The 17,580-nt window shown below is 63.9% G+C and carries 17 protein-coding genes; 5 read left to right on the forward strand and 12 right to left on the reverse strand.

Features of this window, described 5'->3' with window-relative positions; all coding sequences use genetic code 11:
- Positions 1-17 precede the first annotated feature (17 nt).
- The 10 genes from dhaM to EN990_RS09245 form a co-directional block, all read right to left on the reverse strand.
- Complete coding sequence (gene dhaM, locus EN990_RS09200) at positions 18-407, reverse strand: dihydroxyacetone kinase phosphoryl donor subunit DhaM (protein ID WP_013528085.1); 390 nt, start codon at positions 405-407, stop codon at positions 18-20.
- Entirely contained in the window at positions 404-1,006 is a 603-nt protein-coding gene (gene dhaL, locus EN990_RS09205; protein WP_127370067.1) for a dihydroxyacetone kinase subunit DhaL, read from the reverse strand. Before dhaL ends, dhaM begins: the two co-directional genes overlap by 4 nt.
- A 72-nt stretch (positions 1,007-1,078) precedes the next feature.
- The gene (locus EN990_RS09210; RefSeq protein ID WP_127370065.1) at positions 1,079-2,722 is read right to left on the reverse strand and encodes a dihydroxyacetone kinase subunit DhaK; all 1,644 of its coding nucleotides are present in this window, start codon (positions 2,720-2,722) and stop codon (positions 1,079-1,081) included.
- Positions 2,723-2,776: 54 nt separating this feature from the next.
- Complete coding sequence (locus EN990_RS09215; protein WP_013528082.1) at positions 2,777-3,790, reverse strand: ABC transporter ATP-binding protein; 1,014 nt, start codon at positions 3,788-3,790, stop codon at positions 2,777-2,779.
- The gene (locus EN990_RS09220; RefSeq protein ID WP_013528081.1) at positions 3,783-4,895 is read right to left on the reverse strand and encodes an ABC transporter ATP-binding protein; all 1,113 of its coding nucleotides are present in this window, start codon (positions 4,893-4,895) and stop codon (positions 3,783-3,785) included. The genes EN990_RS09215 and EN990_RS09220 overlap by 8 nt, the downstream gene beginning before the upstream one ends.
- Positions 4,896-4,897: 2 nt before the next feature.
- The gene (locus EN990_RS09225; protein WP_013528080.1) at positions 4,898-5,104 is read right to left on the reverse strand and encodes a hypothetical protein; all 207 of its coding nucleotides are present in this window, start codon (positions 5,102-5,104) and stop codon (positions 4,898-4,900) included.
- Positions 5,101-6,051: a carbohydrate ABC transporter permease gene (locus tag EN990_RS09230; protein ID WP_013528079.1), complete on the reverse strand. Its 951-nt coding sequence runs from the start codon at positions 6,049-6,051 to the stop codon at positions 5,101-5,103. The genes EN990_RS09225 and EN990_RS09230 overlap by 4 nt, the downstream gene beginning before the upstream one ends.
- Entirely contained in the window at positions 6,048-6,995 is a 948-nt protein-coding gene (locus tag EN990_RS09235; protein WP_013528078.1) for a sugar ABC transporter permease, read from the reverse strand. Before EN990_RS09235 ends, EN990_RS09230 begins: the two co-directional genes overlap by 4 nt.
- Positions 6,996-7,104: 109 nt before the next feature.
- Positions 7,105-8,436, reverse strand: a complete 1,332-nt coding sequence (locus EN990_RS09240; protein WP_027164284.1) for an ABC transporter substrate-binding protein — start codon at positions 8,434-8,436, stop codon at positions 7,105-7,107.
- 277 nt (positions 8,437-8,713) lie between these two features.
- Positions 8,714-9,403 carry a PIG-L deacetylase family protein gene (locus EN990_RS09245; protein WP_063169898.1) on the reverse strand — a complete coding sequence of 230 codons (690 nt, stop codon included), beginning with the start codon at positions 9,401-9,403 and terminating at the stop codon, positions 8,714-8,716.
- Positions 9,404-9,431: 28 nt separating this feature from the next.
- Here EN990_RS09245 and EN990_RS09250 point away from each other — a divergent pair, with 28 nt between their 5' ends.
- From EN990_RS09250 to nhaA, 5 genes are all read left to right on the forward strand, one after another.
- Complete coding sequence (locus tag EN990_RS09250) at positions 9,432-10,322, forward strand: DMT family transporter (RefSeq protein WP_127369036.1); 891 nt, start codon at positions 9,432-9,434, stop codon at positions 10,320-10,322.
- Between the two features lie 47 nt (positions 10,323-10,369).
- Positions 10,370-12,832 (forward strand): ATP-dependent helicase HrpB, encoded by a 2,463-nt coding sequence (gene hrpB / locus EN990_RS09255; RefSeq protein ID WP_127388288.1) that lies wholly within the window; start codon positions 10,370-10,372, stop codon positions 12,830-12,832.
- A 26-nt stretch (positions 12,833-12,858) separates the two neighbouring features.
- Positions 12,859-14,190 carry an ActS/PrrB/RegB family redox-sensitive histidine kinase gene (locus tag EN990_RS09260; RefSeq protein ID WP_013528073.1) on the forward strand — a complete coding sequence of 444 codons (1,332 nt, stop codon included), beginning with the start codon at positions 12,859-12,861 and terminating at the stop codon, positions 14,188-14,190.
- A gap of 85 nt (positions 14,191-14,275) precedes the next feature.
- Entirely contained in the window at positions 14,276-14,839 is a 564-nt protein-coding gene (locus EN990_RS09265; protein WP_013528072.1) for an ActR/PrrA/RegA family redox response regulator transcription factor, read from the forward strand.
- Positions 14,840-14,901: 62 nt separating this feature from the next.
- A complete protein-coding gene (gene nhaA, locus EN990_RS09270; protein WP_063169902.1) occupies positions 14,902-16,110 on the forward strand; it encodes a Na+/H+ antiporter NhaA in 1,209 nt (402 codons plus the stop codon).
- A 14-nt stretch (positions 16,111-16,124) separates the two neighbouring features.
- On the opposite strand, the gene EN990_RS09275 is transcribed toward nhaA, so the two are convergent.
- The gene (locus EN990_RS09275; protein WP_050596417.1) at positions 16,125-16,625 is read right to left on the reverse strand and encodes an MmcB family DNA repair protein; all 501 of its coding nucleotides are present in this window, start codon (positions 16,623-16,625) and stop codon (positions 16,125-16,127) included.
- A gap of 91 nt (positions 16,626-16,716) precedes the next feature.
- Entirely contained in the window at positions 16,717-16,977 is a 261-nt protein-coding gene (locus tag EN990_RS09280) for a hypothetical protein (RefSeq protein WP_127219059.1), read from the reverse strand.
- Between the last annotated feature and the right edge of the window lie 603 nt (positions 16,978-17,580).

The raw sequence follows: 17,580 nt of genomic DNA on the forward strand, positions 1-17,580 counted from the left end.
TCAAAATTCCCGTTCGTTCACGACGGCGACAATTCATGTGCCGTCGCCACCACTTCCCGCAGCGAGGCGCCGCCGGAGGCCTCGGTCGCTGCCATCACCGCGCCTTCGACGATCGGCGCGTTGCAGACTATGATCTTGTGCGACCGTGGCTCGCCGATCATCTCCACCGCCATTTCCGAGTTGGTCTCGGCGCCGCCGAGATCGACCAGAATGGCGACACCGGCTTCCGACCAGGCCTTGTCGATGGCGCCCATGATCGCCTCGACATTGGTGCCGAGCCCGCCATGGCCGTTTCCGCCGCACCATGCAAGCGGCACTTCGTCGCCCACCATCTGCCGCACCATGTCGGCCGTGCCCTCGGCAACCAGCGGCGAATGCGAGACGATGACGATGCCGACATTGCTCATGCGCTTTCCCCGAGGCTGTGCGCCACTGTGCGCACCAGCAGCGCGGTTGAGCGCGCGCCGGCGTCCATATGACCGATCGATCGGTTGCCCAGGAACGAGGCGCGGCCACGCAAGGCTTTCATAGGGACGGTCGCGTCGGCCGCGGCGTCGGCGATATCGGCGATTTCAAGAGCTGTCTTTCCCTGCAGCAGCGCGTCATGCACCGGCTGCAGCACGTCGAGCATGGTTTTTTGTCCGATCTGCGATTTGCCGCGTGCTGCCACAGCTTCGATCGCCTTGCCGAACGCCGCCGTCAGATTGGCGCGATCGGGTTTCGCCGAAATCTCCTTGCCGAATGCCAGGAACAGGGTGCCGAACAGCGGGCCGGAGGCGCCGCCGACCGTCATCACCAGCTTGGTGCCGATCGCCTTCAGGGCATCGGGCAGCGGTTTGGCCGAAAATGCTTCGGCTTCGGCGCGCACGGCCTCGAAGCCGCGCTTCATGTTCAGCCCGTGGTCGCCGTCGCCGATCGCCTGGTCGAGCGCCGTCAATTCCTCGGCGTTCGCGGCGATCGTATCCGCGGCGGCCGCGATCAGCCGGGCAAGGTTCAACGCCGCCATGTCACCCGCATTCCCGGTTTCCATCTTGCCGGCAGTATCGAAAGAACGGTCATTCGACAACTGGAGCATACGTCAGGCCGCTTCATGCAATGCCGCGGCCGCCGCGAAGACTTCGGCGACCGCGTGAGCGCCGGGGTCGACCACACCTTGCAGCTTGCTGCCGACATAGGTCGACCGCCCGGCTTTTGCCTTGTCCATGGCGGCCGTGGCCTCGGCACCATGGCGGGCTGCTGTTGCCGCCTCCTCCAGGCCGTTCGCGTCGAGTGCTTTGAGCGCCGGCTCCAGCGCATCGACCATGGTTCTATCGCCAATTCTGGCGCCGCCATAAAAGGTCATCCGTTCAAGGCCGGCAAGCAGCGCTCTGGGCAGGCTCGCGCCGCCGCCCAGAGCCTGCGCCGCCGCCGTGAAGAAGATCGACAGCAGCACGCCGCTGGAGCCGCCCATCGACGCGCTCAGAATGTCGCCTATCGCGCCAAGGGTGGCTGCAGGCTCGGCAAGCGGTAGCGTGTCGAGCCGCTCGAGAACACTGCGCGCGCCGGTCGCCACCGTCGAACCGGTGTCGCCGTCGCCTGTTTTGGCGTCCAGTCCGTTCAAAGTAGCTTCGAGCGCGATCAGCCTTTCGCAGATGGTAACGAGAAGAGACCGGGTCCGCGCATCCTGGCTGGGCTTGCGTGCCACGCTTTGTCCGGCCGCTTTCGCCATCGGCACGACGGCAGGTGAAACAACCGGCTTTGCCGGTATCCAGGCATGCGGGCCGACCGGCGCCTGCAAGGCGGTTTCGCGCGCCGCATCCAGCCGGATCAGCGACAGCGAGAAGCCGTTCATGTTGAGCGCCGTCATCAGCGGGCCCGGGCCGATCGTCAGTTTGATGGTTTTAGCCAACGGCGAGGCAAGCACCGCATTGGCGATAACGGACATTTCGAGCGGCGGCACGGAGCCGAGATTGTTGATCAGCAAGGCGTAGGTGGCCTTGGGATCAAGCCGCTTCGCAAGGCGCTCCGCCATGATCGCCACCAGCCTGTCGGCGCTCTGCACCGCAATCCGCTCGACGCCCGGCTCGCCGTGAATGCCAAGGCCGAGTTCGCCATCGTTCTCGCCAAATCTGTCTTCGTGCGGCTGGCCCGGGATCGAGCAGGACGACAGCGACATCCCGAGCGAAACGATGTCCTTGGCCGCCGCCCGCGCCGCTGCCGCGATTTCAGCCAGATCGTGGCCGGCTTCCGACAGGTGGCCTGATATCTTGTGCACGAACAAGGTGCCGGCAACGCCGCGCGGCTGGGTGATGTCGGGCAAAGCGATATCGTCGGCGACAATGACCATCTCGACACGAAACCCTTCGGCGCGCGCCTTCTCTGCCGCCAGGCCGAAATTGAGACGGTCGCCGGTGTAGTTCTTGACGATCAGCAGGCAGCCGGCCGGGCCGGTGACCGCGCGAATGGCCGCCAGCACCGCTTCGACGCTTGGCGAGGCAAAGATCTCGCCCGAAACCGCCGCCGTCAGCATGCCCCTGCCGACGAAACCGGCATGTGAAGGCTCGTGCCCGGCCCCGCCGCCGGAGACGACACTGACTTTCGTCTTGTCCCAGTCGGCGCGCAGGACGACCTTGATCTCGGGATAGCCGTCGAGGCGCGCGAGATCGCCGGAGCCAATGGTTCGTAGCAGGCCGTCCAGCGCCTCGGTGACGATCGTTTCCCTGCGATTGAAAAAGTGCTTCATCGATTCGTCCCGTACTGGCAAAGTCAAAACCGGTGCTGAATCACCGAAAACCGCTCACATCAATCGCTGTCCATCGGCGCCGAAATACAGCGGCGCCCGGTAGCGGATCACCACTTTGTCGCCCTGCGCCAGATCCGTGTCGGGATCGGTCAGCGTCACCAGTTTCTTGGTGCCTACCGTCACATGCAAATGGTTCTGGTCACCGAGATGCTCGACCCAGTCGACAACGCCGTCAGCATGGCCATTCGCGGCCTTCGCGATCGTCAGATGCTCGGTGCGCGCGCCGATCGTCTTGGTGCCGGCCGGTGCGCCGCCGTCAGGCAGCAGCCCGGTCGGCAGAAGATTGATCGCCGGCTGGCCGAGCCTCGCCGCGACATGCAGGTTTGCCGGCTCTGAATAGATGGTGCGCGGCGAGCCGATCTGCACCAGCACGCCCTCGGTGAGGATGCCGATGCGGTCTGCCATCGTCATCGCCTCGATCTGGTCGTGGGTGACGTAGAGCATGGTGGCGCCGAGCTCGGTCTGGATGCGCTTCAGCTCGAGCCGCAGATCCGCCCGCAGCTTGGCGTCGAGCGATGACAGCGGCTCGTCCATCAGATAGATGGACGGTTTGCGCACCAGCGCGCGGCCGATGGCGACGCGCTGCATTTCGCCGCCCGAAAGCTTGGTCGAGCGGTTGGCGAGCTTGTGATGGATGCGCACCATCTTCGCCACCTCCTCGACCCGGCGGCGGATCTGGTCTTCCGGCATTTTCCGCGCCGGCGAGCGCAGCGGAAAGGCGAGATTGTCGAAGACCGACAGATGCGGATAGAGCGAATATTGCTGGAAGACGAAGGCGGTGTCGCGCTCGGCCGGCGACAGCGTCGTGGCATTGTGTCCGCCGATCTCGATCGTGCCGCTGTCCGGCCGTTCCAACCCGGCGATGAGCCGCAGCGTCGTCGTCTTGCCGGCCCCGGTTGGCCCGAGCAGCACGACGAATTCACCATCTGCTATGTGCAGGTCGAGGCCGTCGACGGCGACATGGTCGCCGAAACTCTTGGTCACGTTCTTGATGTGCACCTCAGCCATGCTGGGCCCTCCGTTCCGAGGCGACATCGTGGATCGCGGTTCTCACCGCGCGGCCCGATCCCTTCTCGAACAGCGACAGCCGCGCGCTGCTCAGCGTCAGGCCGACATGGTCGCCGGTGGCGAGCCTGATTTCGGCCGGTACGCGTGCCTTGATGATGCCATCCGCCGTCTCCACCGCGACGATCTGCGTGGTGCCGAGATATTCGGTGCCGTAGATGGCGCCGCGCAATTTTGAGGCGTCGTCGAAGCGGATGTGTTCAGGGCGGATGCCGAGCGCCATGTCGCCAGGTGCGATGTCCTCGCGCACCTCCGGCACCGCGACCTTCGCGCCTTGCACGATGATCTCCCTGGCGCCCTTGGCGAGCCCGCCGCCAAATCCCAAAAAGTTCATCGGTGGCGAGCCGATGAAGTCGGCGACGAACATGGTCGCCGGGCGGTCATAGATTTCGCGCGGGCTTCCGAACTGCTCGATGACGCCATGGTTCATCACCGCGATCTTGTCGGCCATCGACATCGCTTCCATCTGGTCGTGCGTGACATAGACCGTCGTGGCATGGATGCGGTTGTGCAGTTCGCGCAGCTCGTGGACCATCAAATCGCGGAATTCGGTGTCAAGGGTTCCCAGCGGCTCATCCATCAGGAAGCATTTTGGCCGCCGCACGATGGCGCGGCCGAGCGCGACGCGCTGGCGGTCGCCGCCGGCAAGTCCGGAGACGGATTTGTTGAGCAGATGGTCGATGCGCAGCAGCTTCGCCGTTTCCTCGACCCGCGTGCGGATTTCGGCCGAAGGCATGCCTTGCGCCAGCAGCGGGAAGCCGATGTTCTTGCGCACATTCATGTGCGGGTAGAGCGCGAACAGCTGGAAGACGAAGGCGATGTCGCGCTCGCGGGCCCGCAGCATGGTAACGTCGTCGCCGCCGAGCAGGATCTGGCCGCCGGTCGGCAGCTCAAGCCCCGCGATCATGCGCAAGGTCGTCGTCTTGCCGCAGCCGGACGGGCCGAGCATGACGAAGAACTCGCCATCCTCGACGACGAAGTTGGAATCCTGCACGGCGACGAAATCGCCGAAAGCCTTTCTCAGGTGCTGGACACGGATTTCGGCCATGATTATTCCGGGAACTTGGAGACGATGATGAACATCACGGTGCCAGCGAGCATGGTGATGAAGGAGTAGGTGTAGAGCGACAGCGCGAAGGGCTGGAACAGCATCAGGAAGCCGATGGCGATCAGCGCTGTCGCGATGTTTTCCATCAGCCCGCGCCGTGCCCAGGCCGGCCAGCGCGATTTGCGGTTCCCAGGCTTGGTCAAGCTCATTTGCGCACCGCGCCGAAGGTGATGCCGCGCAGCAATTGCTTGCGAAGCAGGATGGTGAAAACCAGGATCGGCACCAGGAAGATCGTCGTGCCGGCCGCGACCGCCGGCCAGTCCTGGCCGCCTTCGCCGATGATGGTCGGGATGAAGGGCGGCGCGGTCTGCGCCGTGCCGGAGGTCAGGAGCGCTGCGAACGCATACTCGTTCCAGGCGAAGATCAGGCAGAAGATGGCGGTCGCGGCTATGCCGGTCGTCGCCTGCGGCAGCACGGTGCGCCAGAAGGCCTGCAGCCGCGTGTAGCCGTCGATCATTGCCGCTTCTTCATATTCGCGCGGGATCTCGTCGATGAAGCCCTTCAGCAGCCAGACAGCCAGCGACACATTGACCGCCGTGTAGAGCAGGATCATGCCGAGCGCGGTGTCCGACAGGCCAAGCTCGCGGTACATCAGATAGATCGGAATGGCGACGGCGATCGGCGGCATGAAGCGCGTCGACAGGATGAAGAACAGGAGGTCGTCGGCGAGCGGCACCTTGAAGCGCGAAAAGCCGTAAGCCGACAGTGTGCCGAGGAAGACGGCGCAGAAGGTCGAACCGAAGGCGATGATCAGCGAATTGACGAAGCGCGGCAGGAAATTGGACGGACCGGCGATCACCATGTTGCGCTTGCGCGTGGTCTCGTCGCAGAAGCCCGTCGCCGGGCCCAGCGAGTTGATGTATTCCGGCGTCTGCCGGGTCCGCGTCGTGAACAAATTGCAGTAGCCCTCGAGGCTGGGCTGGAACAGGATCTTGGGCGGATAGGCAATCGAATCCGGCGGCGTCTTGAAGCTGGTGGCGAAGATCCACAGCAGCGGCACGATCGAGATCAGTGCGTAAAGCACGATGATCGTGCCGGCGATCCGTTTCGAGTTGCTGCTCGGTGCGACGACCGAATGGGCTGTGGTCAGGCTCATCTCTGCTTCACCTTGTTGAGCGCCTTGACGTAGATGTTGGCCAGGCCGAACACCGCCACGAAAAGGATGATGGCGAAGGCCGAGGAATAACCGGTGCGCCAGCTTTCGAAAGCCTGCCGCTTCAGCGTTATCGAGGCGACCTCGGTCGTCGAGCCCGGCCCGCCGCCGGTCAACAGATTGACCATGTCGAACATCTTGAAGTTCTCGATGCCGCGAAACAGCACCGCCAGCATGATGAAGGGCAGCGCCATCGGCAGCGTGATCGACCAGAACTGCCGCCAGTTCGAGGCGCGGTCGACCTCGGCCGCCTCGTAGATGTATTCGGGGATGGAGCGGAGGCCCGCGAGGCAGATCAGCATCACGTAGGGCGTCCACATCCAGGTATCGACGATGATGATCGACCAGGGCGCCAGCGACACGTTGGAGAGCATCTGGATATCGGTCGGCGGAATCCTCGTGACAAAGGAGATCGCATAGGCGAACAGGCCGATCTGCGGCTCATAGAGGAAGCGCCAGAAATTGCCGACCACCGCCGGCGACAGCATCATCGGCACCAGGATCAGCGTCGTCCAGAAGGCGTGGCCTCGGAACTTCCTGTCGATCAGCCAGGCCAGCGTGAAGCCGATCAGCGTCTGCAAAAGGATCGTCCAGAACACGAAATGCGCGGTCGTCTGCATGGCGATCCAGATATCCTTGTCGCCGAGGATGCGCTGGTAGTTGGCAAGGCCGAGATTTTTCACCACCTCGTTCGGGCGGTTGGCCCGGTAGTTGGTGAACGACAGATAGATCGCCCAGAACAGCGGGAAGATGTTGATGGCCAGCAGCAACAGGATCGTCGGCGAGATGAACAGCCAGGCGAGGCCCTTGTCGCTGATGCCCCGGACCTTGCGGGCCAACGGTTCCGGGGTCGCCCGGGCAACGTTCTCCGCGGTCCGATTGAGCATGGTGAGTCCTGCTTCGGTCACTTGGTCGTCTCTGTCATGGAATTTATCTGAACTGCATCCCGTGCCAAGGGGCGGCACGGGATGCTTGGCTTAGCTCGGGAGGAGCTGGTTACATCTTGCCATCGTCCTGGAAGACCTGGGTCCAGTCCTTGACCAGGCCGTCGAGCGCATCCTTGGCCGAACCCTGGCCGGCGACGACATAGTCGTGGAAGCGTTTCTGCGAAGCCTGCAGCAGCGGGGCGTAGCTCGGCTCGGCCCAGAAGTCCTTCACGATTGCCATCGAGTCGAGGAAGGTCTGCGCATAGGGCTGGCTGGCCGGGAACTTCGGATCCTTGACCACCGCGTTGAGGCACGAATAGCCGCCGAGCGACCACCATTTGGCCTGCACATCCTTGTTGGCGAACCACTTGATGTATTTCAGCGCCGCCTCCTGCTTGTCGGAATAGGACACCACGGAGATACCCTGGCCGCCGAGCTGGGCGAACTGCTCGCCGTCGGGACCCTTCGGGTTGACGAAGTAACCGATCTTGTCGCCGCCGACATTCTCGTCCTTCTGCAGGCCCGGCCATGTGAAGGCGAAGTTCATGTGCATCGCCACCTGGCCGGATTTGAAGGCATCGACGCCTTCGCCCATGTAGCTGTTCGAGGCACCGGGCGGCGTGCAGCAATCATAGAGCGCCTTGTAGAATTCCAGCCCCTTGACCGACTTGTCGGAGTTGACGAAGCCTTCCATTTCATAGGGCTTCTTGGGGTTTTCGTACTGGAAGCCATAGCTGTAGAGCACGTCCATGGCGCCCATGGTGATGCCTTCGGAGCCGCGCTCGGTGTAGATCGAGGCGCCATAGACGGTCTTGCCGTCGATCTCGCGCTTCTGGAAGAACTCGGCGACCTGCTTCAACTGGTCGAAAGTGGTTGGCGGGCCGAGATCCCAACCGTACTTCTCCTTGAATTCCTTCTGCAGTTCCGGCTTGGAGAACCAGTCCTTGCGGTAGGTCCAGCCGACGACGTCGCCCATGGCCGGCAGCGCCCAGTAGTTCGGCGTGTTCTTCGGCCATTCCGAATAGCCGACGACGGTTGCCGGCACGAAATCGTCCATGCTGATCTTCTCCTTGTCGAAGAAGTCGTTCAGCTTGACGTAATGGCCGTTCTCGGCAGCGCCGCCGATCCACTGGCTGTCACCGATGATCAGGTCGCACAATTTGCCGTGCGAGTTCAGTTCGTTGAGAAAACGGTCGGCATAGTTGGTCCACGGCACGAACTCGAATTTCATGCCGATACCGGTTTCCTTGGTAAAATCCTTGGACAGTTCGACAAGTGCGTTGGCCGGGTCCCAGGCGGCCCAGCACAGGGTCAGGTCTTCAGCGTGCGCGACGTTCGCGACGGCTGTCGACGCTGTGATTGCCGAGGTCAGTCCCAACGCCAGTTTCAAGCTCGATTTCATGACTTCCTCCCATTTGCGAAACGCGCCCGGATGACGGTTTCAAAAAGCCCTCAACCCCTCTCCTCAGGGGCCCAAACATGGCTGCGCGGTTACACTGCAGATGTTTAGTAATTTGTTTAGTGATGCAATTTTTACTAAACAAGGCAAGCGAATTCGTTGCTGCGCCGCAGCATGCTTATGGCGATGTCTGAAAACGTTGGGAAAAGCGCGGGTCGCTGGCTGGTTTACCGAAGCTGTTCAGGCCGATTCTGACCGGGACGTGGGGCAGGCTCGGCTTTCAATCTACCCTTCTGGTGCTCACCATCACCTTGCGGATCGCCGGCGCCGGCGGCAGCAGCGCGCGGATATCGGCGAACGGGAACGACGGTTCGAAACGGAAGGCTTCGGCCGATGAGCCTTGCGCGCCGTTGCACTGGCCGGCGCGAAAGGCGTTCTGTGTCCGCGCAATGTCGACGAAGCGGTCGGGATCCTGCGATTGATGCATGCGGATCGCCTCGGCCTTGACGTCGGCATGGGCGGAAATGTCGACATAGTGCGTCGGCGAAAAACCGGTGCCGCCCATCGTGTCGGCATGCAGCACTGGGACGGCGAAAGACGCCGCGATACGAACGCCGTCCGACAGCGCGCGATGGTCTGCATGATAATCGTTGGGCGCATGCGTGATCACCAGATCCGGGCCGATTTGACCGATCAGTGCTTTCAGAGCTCCAATCAGCGCTGCATCGGCCACCAGCTCGCCGTCCGGGAAGTCGAGGAAGCGTGGCACTGCGCCTACCAGCGCGGCCGCGGCCGTTGCTTCGTCGCGACGGACACGAGCGAGAACAGCGGGATCACTTGTGCCGCCCCTGGCACCATCCGTGGCCATGGCAAAAGTGAGTTCTGCGCCTTGCGCAGCATAGGCGGCCATCGTACCGAACATGAAGATCTCGATGTCGTCCGGATGCGCACCGAGCGCCAGGATTTTCAAACCACTCTCTCCCCGGAATTGGAACAACGTGACGAACGGAATCCTGCTCGCCCTGATCGCCTACGCAAGCTATTCGGGTAGCGATGCCGTTGTCAAAAGCCTGGGCGGTCAGCTCACGATCTTCGAGATCGGCTTTTTCATAACCTTGTTCGCGGGCTTCTTCCTGTTCTTCACGCGGCCCGCGGGCGAACGTTGGCGCGATTTCTGGCGCACCAGAAGGCCATGGGCGGTGCAGGCGCGTGCCTGGGCGGGCATCGCTTCCGGCGTGCTCAGTGTCTACGCCTTCACCACCATTCCGCTGGCCGAGTCCTATGCGTTGATATTCCTGGCGCCGCTCTGCGTCACCATTCTCTCCACGGTGATCCTCAAGGAGAAGGTCGGCCCCTGGCGCTGGCTGGCGGTGGTCGCCGGTTTCGCCGGTGTCATGCTGGTGGTGCGGCCGGGCTTTCGCGAGCTCAATCTCGGCCACCTTGCCGCCTTCGGTGTTGCCTTCCTCGCCGCCACCAGCGTCATCCTGATGCGCTCGCTGGCGCAGCAGGAAAAGCGCACCACCATGCTCGGCGTGCTGGTCGGCTACGGCCTGCTGTTCAACGGCATCGGTGCCGCCGCCACCTCGTTCACCGTTCCCGACGGCAAGCAGTTGCTGTGGTTGGTGGCGGCCGGTGCCTTCACAGCAGGTGGACAATTCCTTCAACTGCTGGCCATGAAATACGCGCCTGCCAACCGGGTCGTGCCGACGCATTATTCGCAGATCGCCTGGGCGGTGATCCTCGGCGCGTTGTTTTTCCAGGAATATCCGGACGGGCTGTCGCTGGTTGGCCTGGCGGTCGTTGGCGGCGCCGGCCTGTTGACCATGGTGCGTGAGGAAGCGCGGCTGGGGACCGTGCGCTGGAACCCGTTTTCGCGTACCCGGCTTTGAACCGACTCTGGTTGCGCCGTGGCCGTAACCGCTGATATGCGGGCGCCATGACCACAAAACCCCTGCCGGAGCTTCCTGTGTCCGTCGTGCTGCCGGCGCTGAGGGAAGCGCTTGGCGATGGCAACAGCGCCGTGCTGGTGGCGCCGCCCGGCGCTGGCAAGACCACGCTGGTGCCGCTGGCGCTGCTTGACGCGCCTTGGCTCGGCGCCGGCAAGATCATCCTGCTTGAACCGCGCCGCCTCGCCGCTCGCGCCGCCGCTCGCCGGATGGCTGAGTTGCTTGGTGAGGAACCCGGCGCCACCGTCGGCTACGCCATGCGCATGGAAAACCGCATTTCGGCAAAGACCAGGATCGTGGTCGTCACCGAAGGCGTGCTGGCGCGCATGATCCTCGACGATCCCGAACTGCCCGGTGTTTCGGCTGTCATTTTCGACGAATTCCACGAGCGTTCGCTCGACGGCGATTTCGGTCTCGCTCTGGCGCTCGACGTGCAGGGGGCGCTCAGGCCGGATCTGCGCTTGGCTGTGATGTCGGCGACGCTCGACGGCGCGCGCGTCGCCAAACTCATGTCGGGCGCGCCGGTCGTCGAAAGCGAGGGTCGCGCCTTTCCCGTCGATATCCGTTATGACGAACGGCCGGCCGGCATCGCCATCGAGGACGCGATGGCCAAGGCGATCCGCGCCGCCCTTGCCGACGAGAGCGGCAGCGTCCTTGCCTTCCTGCCCGGCCAGCGCGAGATCGAGCGCACCGCCGAACGGCTGGCCGGCAAGGTCGGCACCGATACCGACATCGTCCCGCTCTACGGCATGCTGGACGGCAAGGCGCAGGACGCGGCGATCAAGCCGGCAACATCGGGCCGCCGCAAGGTGGTGCTGGCCACCTCGATAGCCGAAACCTCGATCACCATCGACGGCGTGCGCGTCGTCATCGATTCCGGCCTGTCGCGGCTGCCGCGCTATGAGCCGGCCAGTGGCTTGACCCGACTGGAGACCGTGCGTGTCAGCAAGGCTTCCGCCGACCAGCGCGCCGGCCGTGCCGGGCGCACGCAGCCAGGCGTCGCCATCCGGCTGTGGCGGGCCGAGCAAACGGCTGCACTTCCTGCTTTCACGCCGCCGGAAATCCTTGAGGCCGATCTGTCCGGACTGCTGCTCGATTGTGCTGCCTTCGGCGTTGCCGATCCGTCAGCGCTTGCTTTTCTCGATCCGCCGCCTGTTCCGGCCCTCAATGAGGCAAGGGGGCTACTGCGCGCGCTGGATGCCATCGACCACACGGGGCGCCTGACGGAGGCGGGTGCAGCGATGCGCAAGCTCGCTCTGCCGGTGCGGTTGGCGCATATGGTTGCCGAGGCATCCCGGAGCGGCCATGCCTTCGAGGCGGCAATGTTCGCCGTGCTCCTCACCGAACGCGGCCTCGGTGGCGACGGCGCCGATCTGGAGCGGCGGCTGATGCGTTTTCGCGGGGAAAGATCTCCGCGCGCTACCGCCGCCAAGCAACTCGCCGAAAGGCTGGCAAGGCAGGCTGGCGGGGCGAAGGGCAGCGAAGCTGCGGCGGGCGGTCCCCTGCTCGTGCACGCCTGGCCGGATCGGGTGGCGAAGGCGCGTGGCGAGCGTGGCCGTTTCGTGCTGGCCAACGGCTCCGGCGCCATGCTCGACGCCGCCGATCCGCTGGCGGGCGAGCCGTTTCTGGTCGTCGCCGACCTGCAGGGCAAGGCACAGAATGCGCGCATCACGGCGGCAGCGGCGATCGGCGAGGACGATGTCCGTGTCGCGTTGGCGGACAGGATCGAGGCGCGCCGTGAAACGAGCTTCGATCGGGACAAGCGCGCCGTGCGTGTACGTGAAACCGTGCGCCTTGGCGCCATCACGCTCGCCGAGCGCATGCTGCCGCCGCCAACGGGGGCCGACGCCGACCGCGCCGTCCTCGATGCCGTGCGCCAGCACGGGCTGTCGCTGCTGACCTGGAGCAAGGAGGCGCAAACGCTGCGCCAGCGGCTTGGCTGGCTGCATCGCGGCCTGGGCGCGCCATGGCCCGATATGGCGGATGACGCGCTCGTCGAGCGCCTCGACGACTGGCTGCTGCCTTACCTCGCCGGCGCGGCATCGTTTGCCGCCATCGATGCAGGTGTTGTCTCGGCCGGACTGGCCAGCCTCGTGCCGCATGATCTGCAGCGCAGGATCGATACGCTGGCGCCAACCCATTTCGACGCTCCGTCCGGCAGCCATGTGCCTATCCGCTATGACAGCGAATGGCCGGTGCTGGCGGTTCGCGTGCAGGAACTGTTCGGGCTCGACCGGCATCCCGCCATCGCCAATGGCACTGTGCCGCTGACGCTCGAACTCCTGTCGCCGGCGCACCGGCCGATCCAGACGACGCGCGACCTGCCCGGCTTCTGGCGCGGCTCCTGGGCCGACGTACGCGCCGACATGCGCGGCCGCTATCCCAAGCATGTCTGGCCGGAAAACCCGCTGCTCGCCGCCGCCACCGCCCGGGCCAAGCCGCGCGGGACCTAGCCTTTGGAGCTTCGCGGCTGTAATTCATGGCCATGATCAACGTTTTGCGTTCGCCCGATTTCCAGCAGAGCCAGAGACTGCGCCTCAACACGCTAATCCGGTTGCGATGGCTTGCCATTGTCGGTCAGAGCCTGGCGGTGCTCGTCGTCGCCTATGGGCTGAAGTTTCCGCTGCCGGTCAGCCTCTGCTTTGCCCTGATCGCCTGTTCGGCCTGGATGAACCTGTTTCTCGCCTTTCGCTTTCCGGCGGCGCACCGGCTCACGCCGCTTGCGGCCTTCGGCATCCTCATCTTCGACAGCCTGCAGCTTGCCGGCCTGCTCTACATGACCGGCGGCCTCACCAATCCGTTCTCGCTGCTGATGACCGTGCCTGTCGTCATTTCGGCGACATCGCTGCCCCTGCGCCTGACTGCCATCCTCGGCGGGCTGGTCATGTCGGCGGCGACCTTTCTGGTCTTTGTCCATCTGCCGCTGCCCTGGCATGAGGATGCGCCGCTGGCCATGCCTTTTCTCTATGTCGCCGGCATGTGGATGGCGGTGCTGTCCTCGATCGCCTTCACCGCCATATATGCCTTCCGGGTGGCCGCCGAAGCCCGGCTTCTGGCCAATGCGCTCGCCGCAACAGAGCTGGTGCTGCAGCGCGAGCAGCACCTTTCGGCGCTCGACGGGCTGGCCGCCGCGGCCGCGCACGAGCTCGGCACGCCGCTCGCCACCATCGCGCTTGTCGCCAAGGAGATGGAAAAGGCGCTCGGCAAGGATCCGAAATACGGGGAAGACGTGACGCTGTTGCGTTCGCAGAGCGAGCGTTGCCGCGAGATTCTCAAGCGGCTGACCAGCCTGTCCTCGGAGGGTGAGGCGCATCTTTCGCGGCTGCCATTGACATCGCTGGTCGAGGAGGTCACCGCGCCGCACCGGGACTTCGGCATCTCGATCAAGCTTCGGCCCGGCGAACGCATCGGCCCCGAGCCGGTCGGGCAGCGCAATCCGGGCGTCATCTACGGCCTCGGCAACCTGGTCGAGAACGCGGTCGATTTCGCCCGCAAAAGCGTCACCGTGCGCTGGAGCTGGGACGAGGCCACCGTCACCTTCTCGATCGTCGATGACGGCCCCGGTTTTCCGGCCGAGATCATCGACCGCATCGGCGAGCCCTATATGTCGACGCGCCAGGGCAATGAAACCGGCGGTGGTCTGGGCCTCGGCCTGTTCATCGCCAAGACCCTGCTCGAACGCTCTGGTGCCGTGCTCGATTTCCGCAATTCGAGTGGCCTGGGCGAGGGCGCCATGGTCCAGATATCGTGGCCGCGTGGTGTGTTCCTCAATCCGGAAATCACTTCGGCCAGCATGTTCGACACTGCCTGAGAGCCTTGAAGGACCTCTAAAAATTGGACAAGGAGGCTCAGGAACTATATTTGCGTAAAATTAAGGCAGCAGGAATTTTGAGACTATGACAGGCGACGAGAATATTGGCGCAATGGTTGAAGGCGAGGACACCTCGCTGCTTGTCGTCGATGACGACAAGCCGTTCCTTACGCGTCTGGCCCGCGCTATGGAAGCCAGGGGCTTCGTGGTCGAGACGGCCGAGAGCGTCGAGGAGGCGGTTGCCAAGGCGCGCGCCAATCCACCCGCCTACGCCGTGGTCGACATGCGGCTCGGCGACGGCAACGGCCTCGACGTGGTCGCGGCCATCCGCGAAAAGCGCGAGGATTCCCGCACCATCATCCTGACCGGCTATGGCAACATCGCCACCGCGGTGACCGCGGTGAAGCTCGGTGCGGTCGATTATCTCTCCAAGCCCGCCGACGCCGATGATATCTTCGCCGCACTCACCCGCACCGCCGGCGAGCGCGCGGCGCCGCCGGAAAACCCGATGTCGGCCGACCGCGTCCGATGGGAGCATATCCAGCGCGTCTATGAGATGTGCGAGCGCAACGTCTCCGAGACAGCGCGCCGGCTCAACATGCACCGTCGCACCTTGCAGCGCATACTGGCAAAGCGCGCGCCGCGTTAAGGCCACCGTTTGCCATCTTGCCGATTGAAACCCGCCGAAACAGGCGGCATGACGGAGGCGACATGCAGGATCTGAAGCAGCGGCCGATTTCCGTCTTCCGCGAATTTCTCGATAGCGAAGCGGCCGGCGGCATCATCCTGATGGCGGCGGCGGCACTTGCGTTGATCGTCGCCAACTCGCCGCTCGCCGAAACCTATTTCTCCGTGCTCCACGCCTATCTCGGCCCGCTCAGCGTCTCGCACTGGGTCAATGACGGGCTGATGGCGGTGTTCTTCCTGCTCGTCGGGCTGGAGATCAAGCGCGAGATGCTGGACGGCCAGCTCTCCACCTGGCCTCGGCGCGTGCTGCCCGGCATCGCCGCCGCCGGCGGCATGCTGGTTCCGGCACTCGTCTATGTCGCCGTCAACCGCAACAATGCGGCCGCCCTGTCCGGCTGGGCGATCCCGACCGCCACCGACATAGCTTTTGCGCTCGGCGTGCTGTCGCTGCTCGGCAGCCGCGTGCCGGCTTCGCTGAAGGTGTTCCTCACAGCATTGGCCATCATCGACGACCTCGGTGCCGTCATCATCATCGCCATCTTCTACACCAGCGGCTTGTCGCTGGCTTATCTGGGTGCCGCCTTCGCAATCATTGCCGCGCTTGTCGTGCTCAACCGCATGCGGGTGATGACGCTTGTGCCCTATCTCGTTCTGGGCGTCGTCCTGTGGGTTCTGGTGCTGAAATCTGGCGTCCATGCAACGCTTGCCGGCGTGGCGCTGGCGCTGACCATCCCGCTTGAGCGCTCCGCCGGGATCGGTCACGATCTGGACCGTTCGCCGCTGCACCGGCTCGAGCACGGCCTGCACAAGATTGTGGCTTTCGTCGTCATCCCGATCTTCGGCTTTGCCAATGCCGGCGTTTCGCTCGCCGGCCTGAGCTTTGGCGCGCTGATCGAGCCGTTGACGCTGGGTGTCGCCGCCGGCCTGGTGGTCGGCAAGCTGGTCGGCGTGTTCGGCTCCTCGGCACTTGCCATCAGGCTCGGTCTTGCCGACCTACCCGCCAATGCCGGCTGGACGCACATGATCGGCATATCGCTGCTGTGCGGCATCGGCTTCACCATGAGCCTGTTCATCGGCCTACTCGCCTTCGCCGGCGACGTGGCGCTGCAGGACGCGGTCAAGGTCGGCATCCTCGCCGGCTCCTTCATCGCCGCCATCCTGGGCGCTGCCGTGCTGCTCATGGCGTCCGCTAGGGGTGGCGTGGAGGACGGCGAAGAGGAGAGCCGGCCATAGACTGAAGGACGCCGCTACTCGCTCTCACCCTCCAGCGCCGGCACCGACACGCCGGCAAGCTCCGCCGCCAGCAGCCGCGAAGCGCCGGCCCGCGCGATCCGCAGCATCAGCGCCTTGCGCGTTGCCGCTGCCATGCGGTGCTCGGGCGCATCGCGCAGGATCTCGGCGCCATAGCCGTCGGAAAGGATGAAGCCGCATTCGTGCGGGAAGATCTCCGAGGGTACGCCGGGATGGGTGGCGAAGAAGAAGCGGTCGGAATGCAGCCGGTAGTCGGGCCATTTGCGGTCGACCCTGAAATCCTCGATCGAGGATTTGATCTCGATGATCCAGATATCGCCCTGCCGGGTCAAAGCGACGAGGTCGGCACGGCGGCCGGTGGCCAGCGACAGTTCGGGCAAGACATGCGCGCCCATATCCATGAGCAGCCGCTGCACACCGCGCCGCACCAGCATGGCGCGTTCGGACTGGCGACCGTCGATGAGAGGGTTGATTGGGATGGGCGAGATGATCGGCATGCCAGGCACCATGCCAGATTCTGTTCACGGTTTGAACCTGTTTTATGCAGGCGATTGTATATTCGATATACCCGGATATACCCAAAAGAAGTCAGGCATTGATCCTTGAAAGATTGAGCTTGTGGTGCACACCATCGTTCTCATGGGGACGGGCGGCACAAAATTGAACAGCACTGATGGTGAACAACTGTGGGCCTTTGACCTTGATGCTCTGCGCAAGGCTTTCAGAAAGTCCGTTCAGGAGCATAAAGTCACCACGGCTGATTGGGCGGAGCACGCCAAGCAGTTCCTGGAAAAACAGAGAGATCGTCAGCGCAAATCGACTTGATATGCTGCGCCGGTCAATTTCCATTTGGTAACTTTAAGATAGCAGCGAAAAAGTCTTTGCGCGTCACCAACCAAAGTCAGATGCAACCGCTTTAGTTCCGCGAATGCCGAATGGCATAAGCAGGGAGACGTCACTTCGACACTTTCGTGAAGTGCGCACCCCATCTGCGGGTGATGCATCGCTTTATGTAAATTAGCTAAAGCGAATATAAGAGAAAAGTGATATTTTGGAAGCAGCCGGGGCACCCCCCAATACACCCCGCTCCGGTCAGGCCCGGTGGCGGTCCACCCAAAGGAAGGCTACCGGGCCGATCCCTGCAACCAACCGGTGACCCGCTCGTTGATCCCATGCCGGGTTGATCCCCCGGCACTCCAGGACCTGCCCGCTGCCGAGGGGCGGCGGGCCTTTTTTGCCGATTGATTGAAGCCCGCAGCGATAGCGAAGGCGCCGGCGGGCGCCGGGACCTTCGCGTTGCTGGTCTCGTCAGAAGTGGATCCAGAAGGATCTGCGGAAACATCTGCGGCGCCAATAGCCATTGCGCCAATAGCGACGGCAGACCCGCCTCCACCCGCGTCGGCGACGGCGGCGGTGCCATCTGCGGTGCCGCACCAACTCGACGCCATCCTG

Source organism: Mesorhizobium sp. M7A.F.Ca.US.005.03.1.1 (assembly GCF_003997975.1).
GTDB lineage: Bacteria > Pseudomonadota > Alphaproteobacteria > Rhizobiales > Rhizobiaceae > Mesorhizobium > Mesorhizobium ciceri.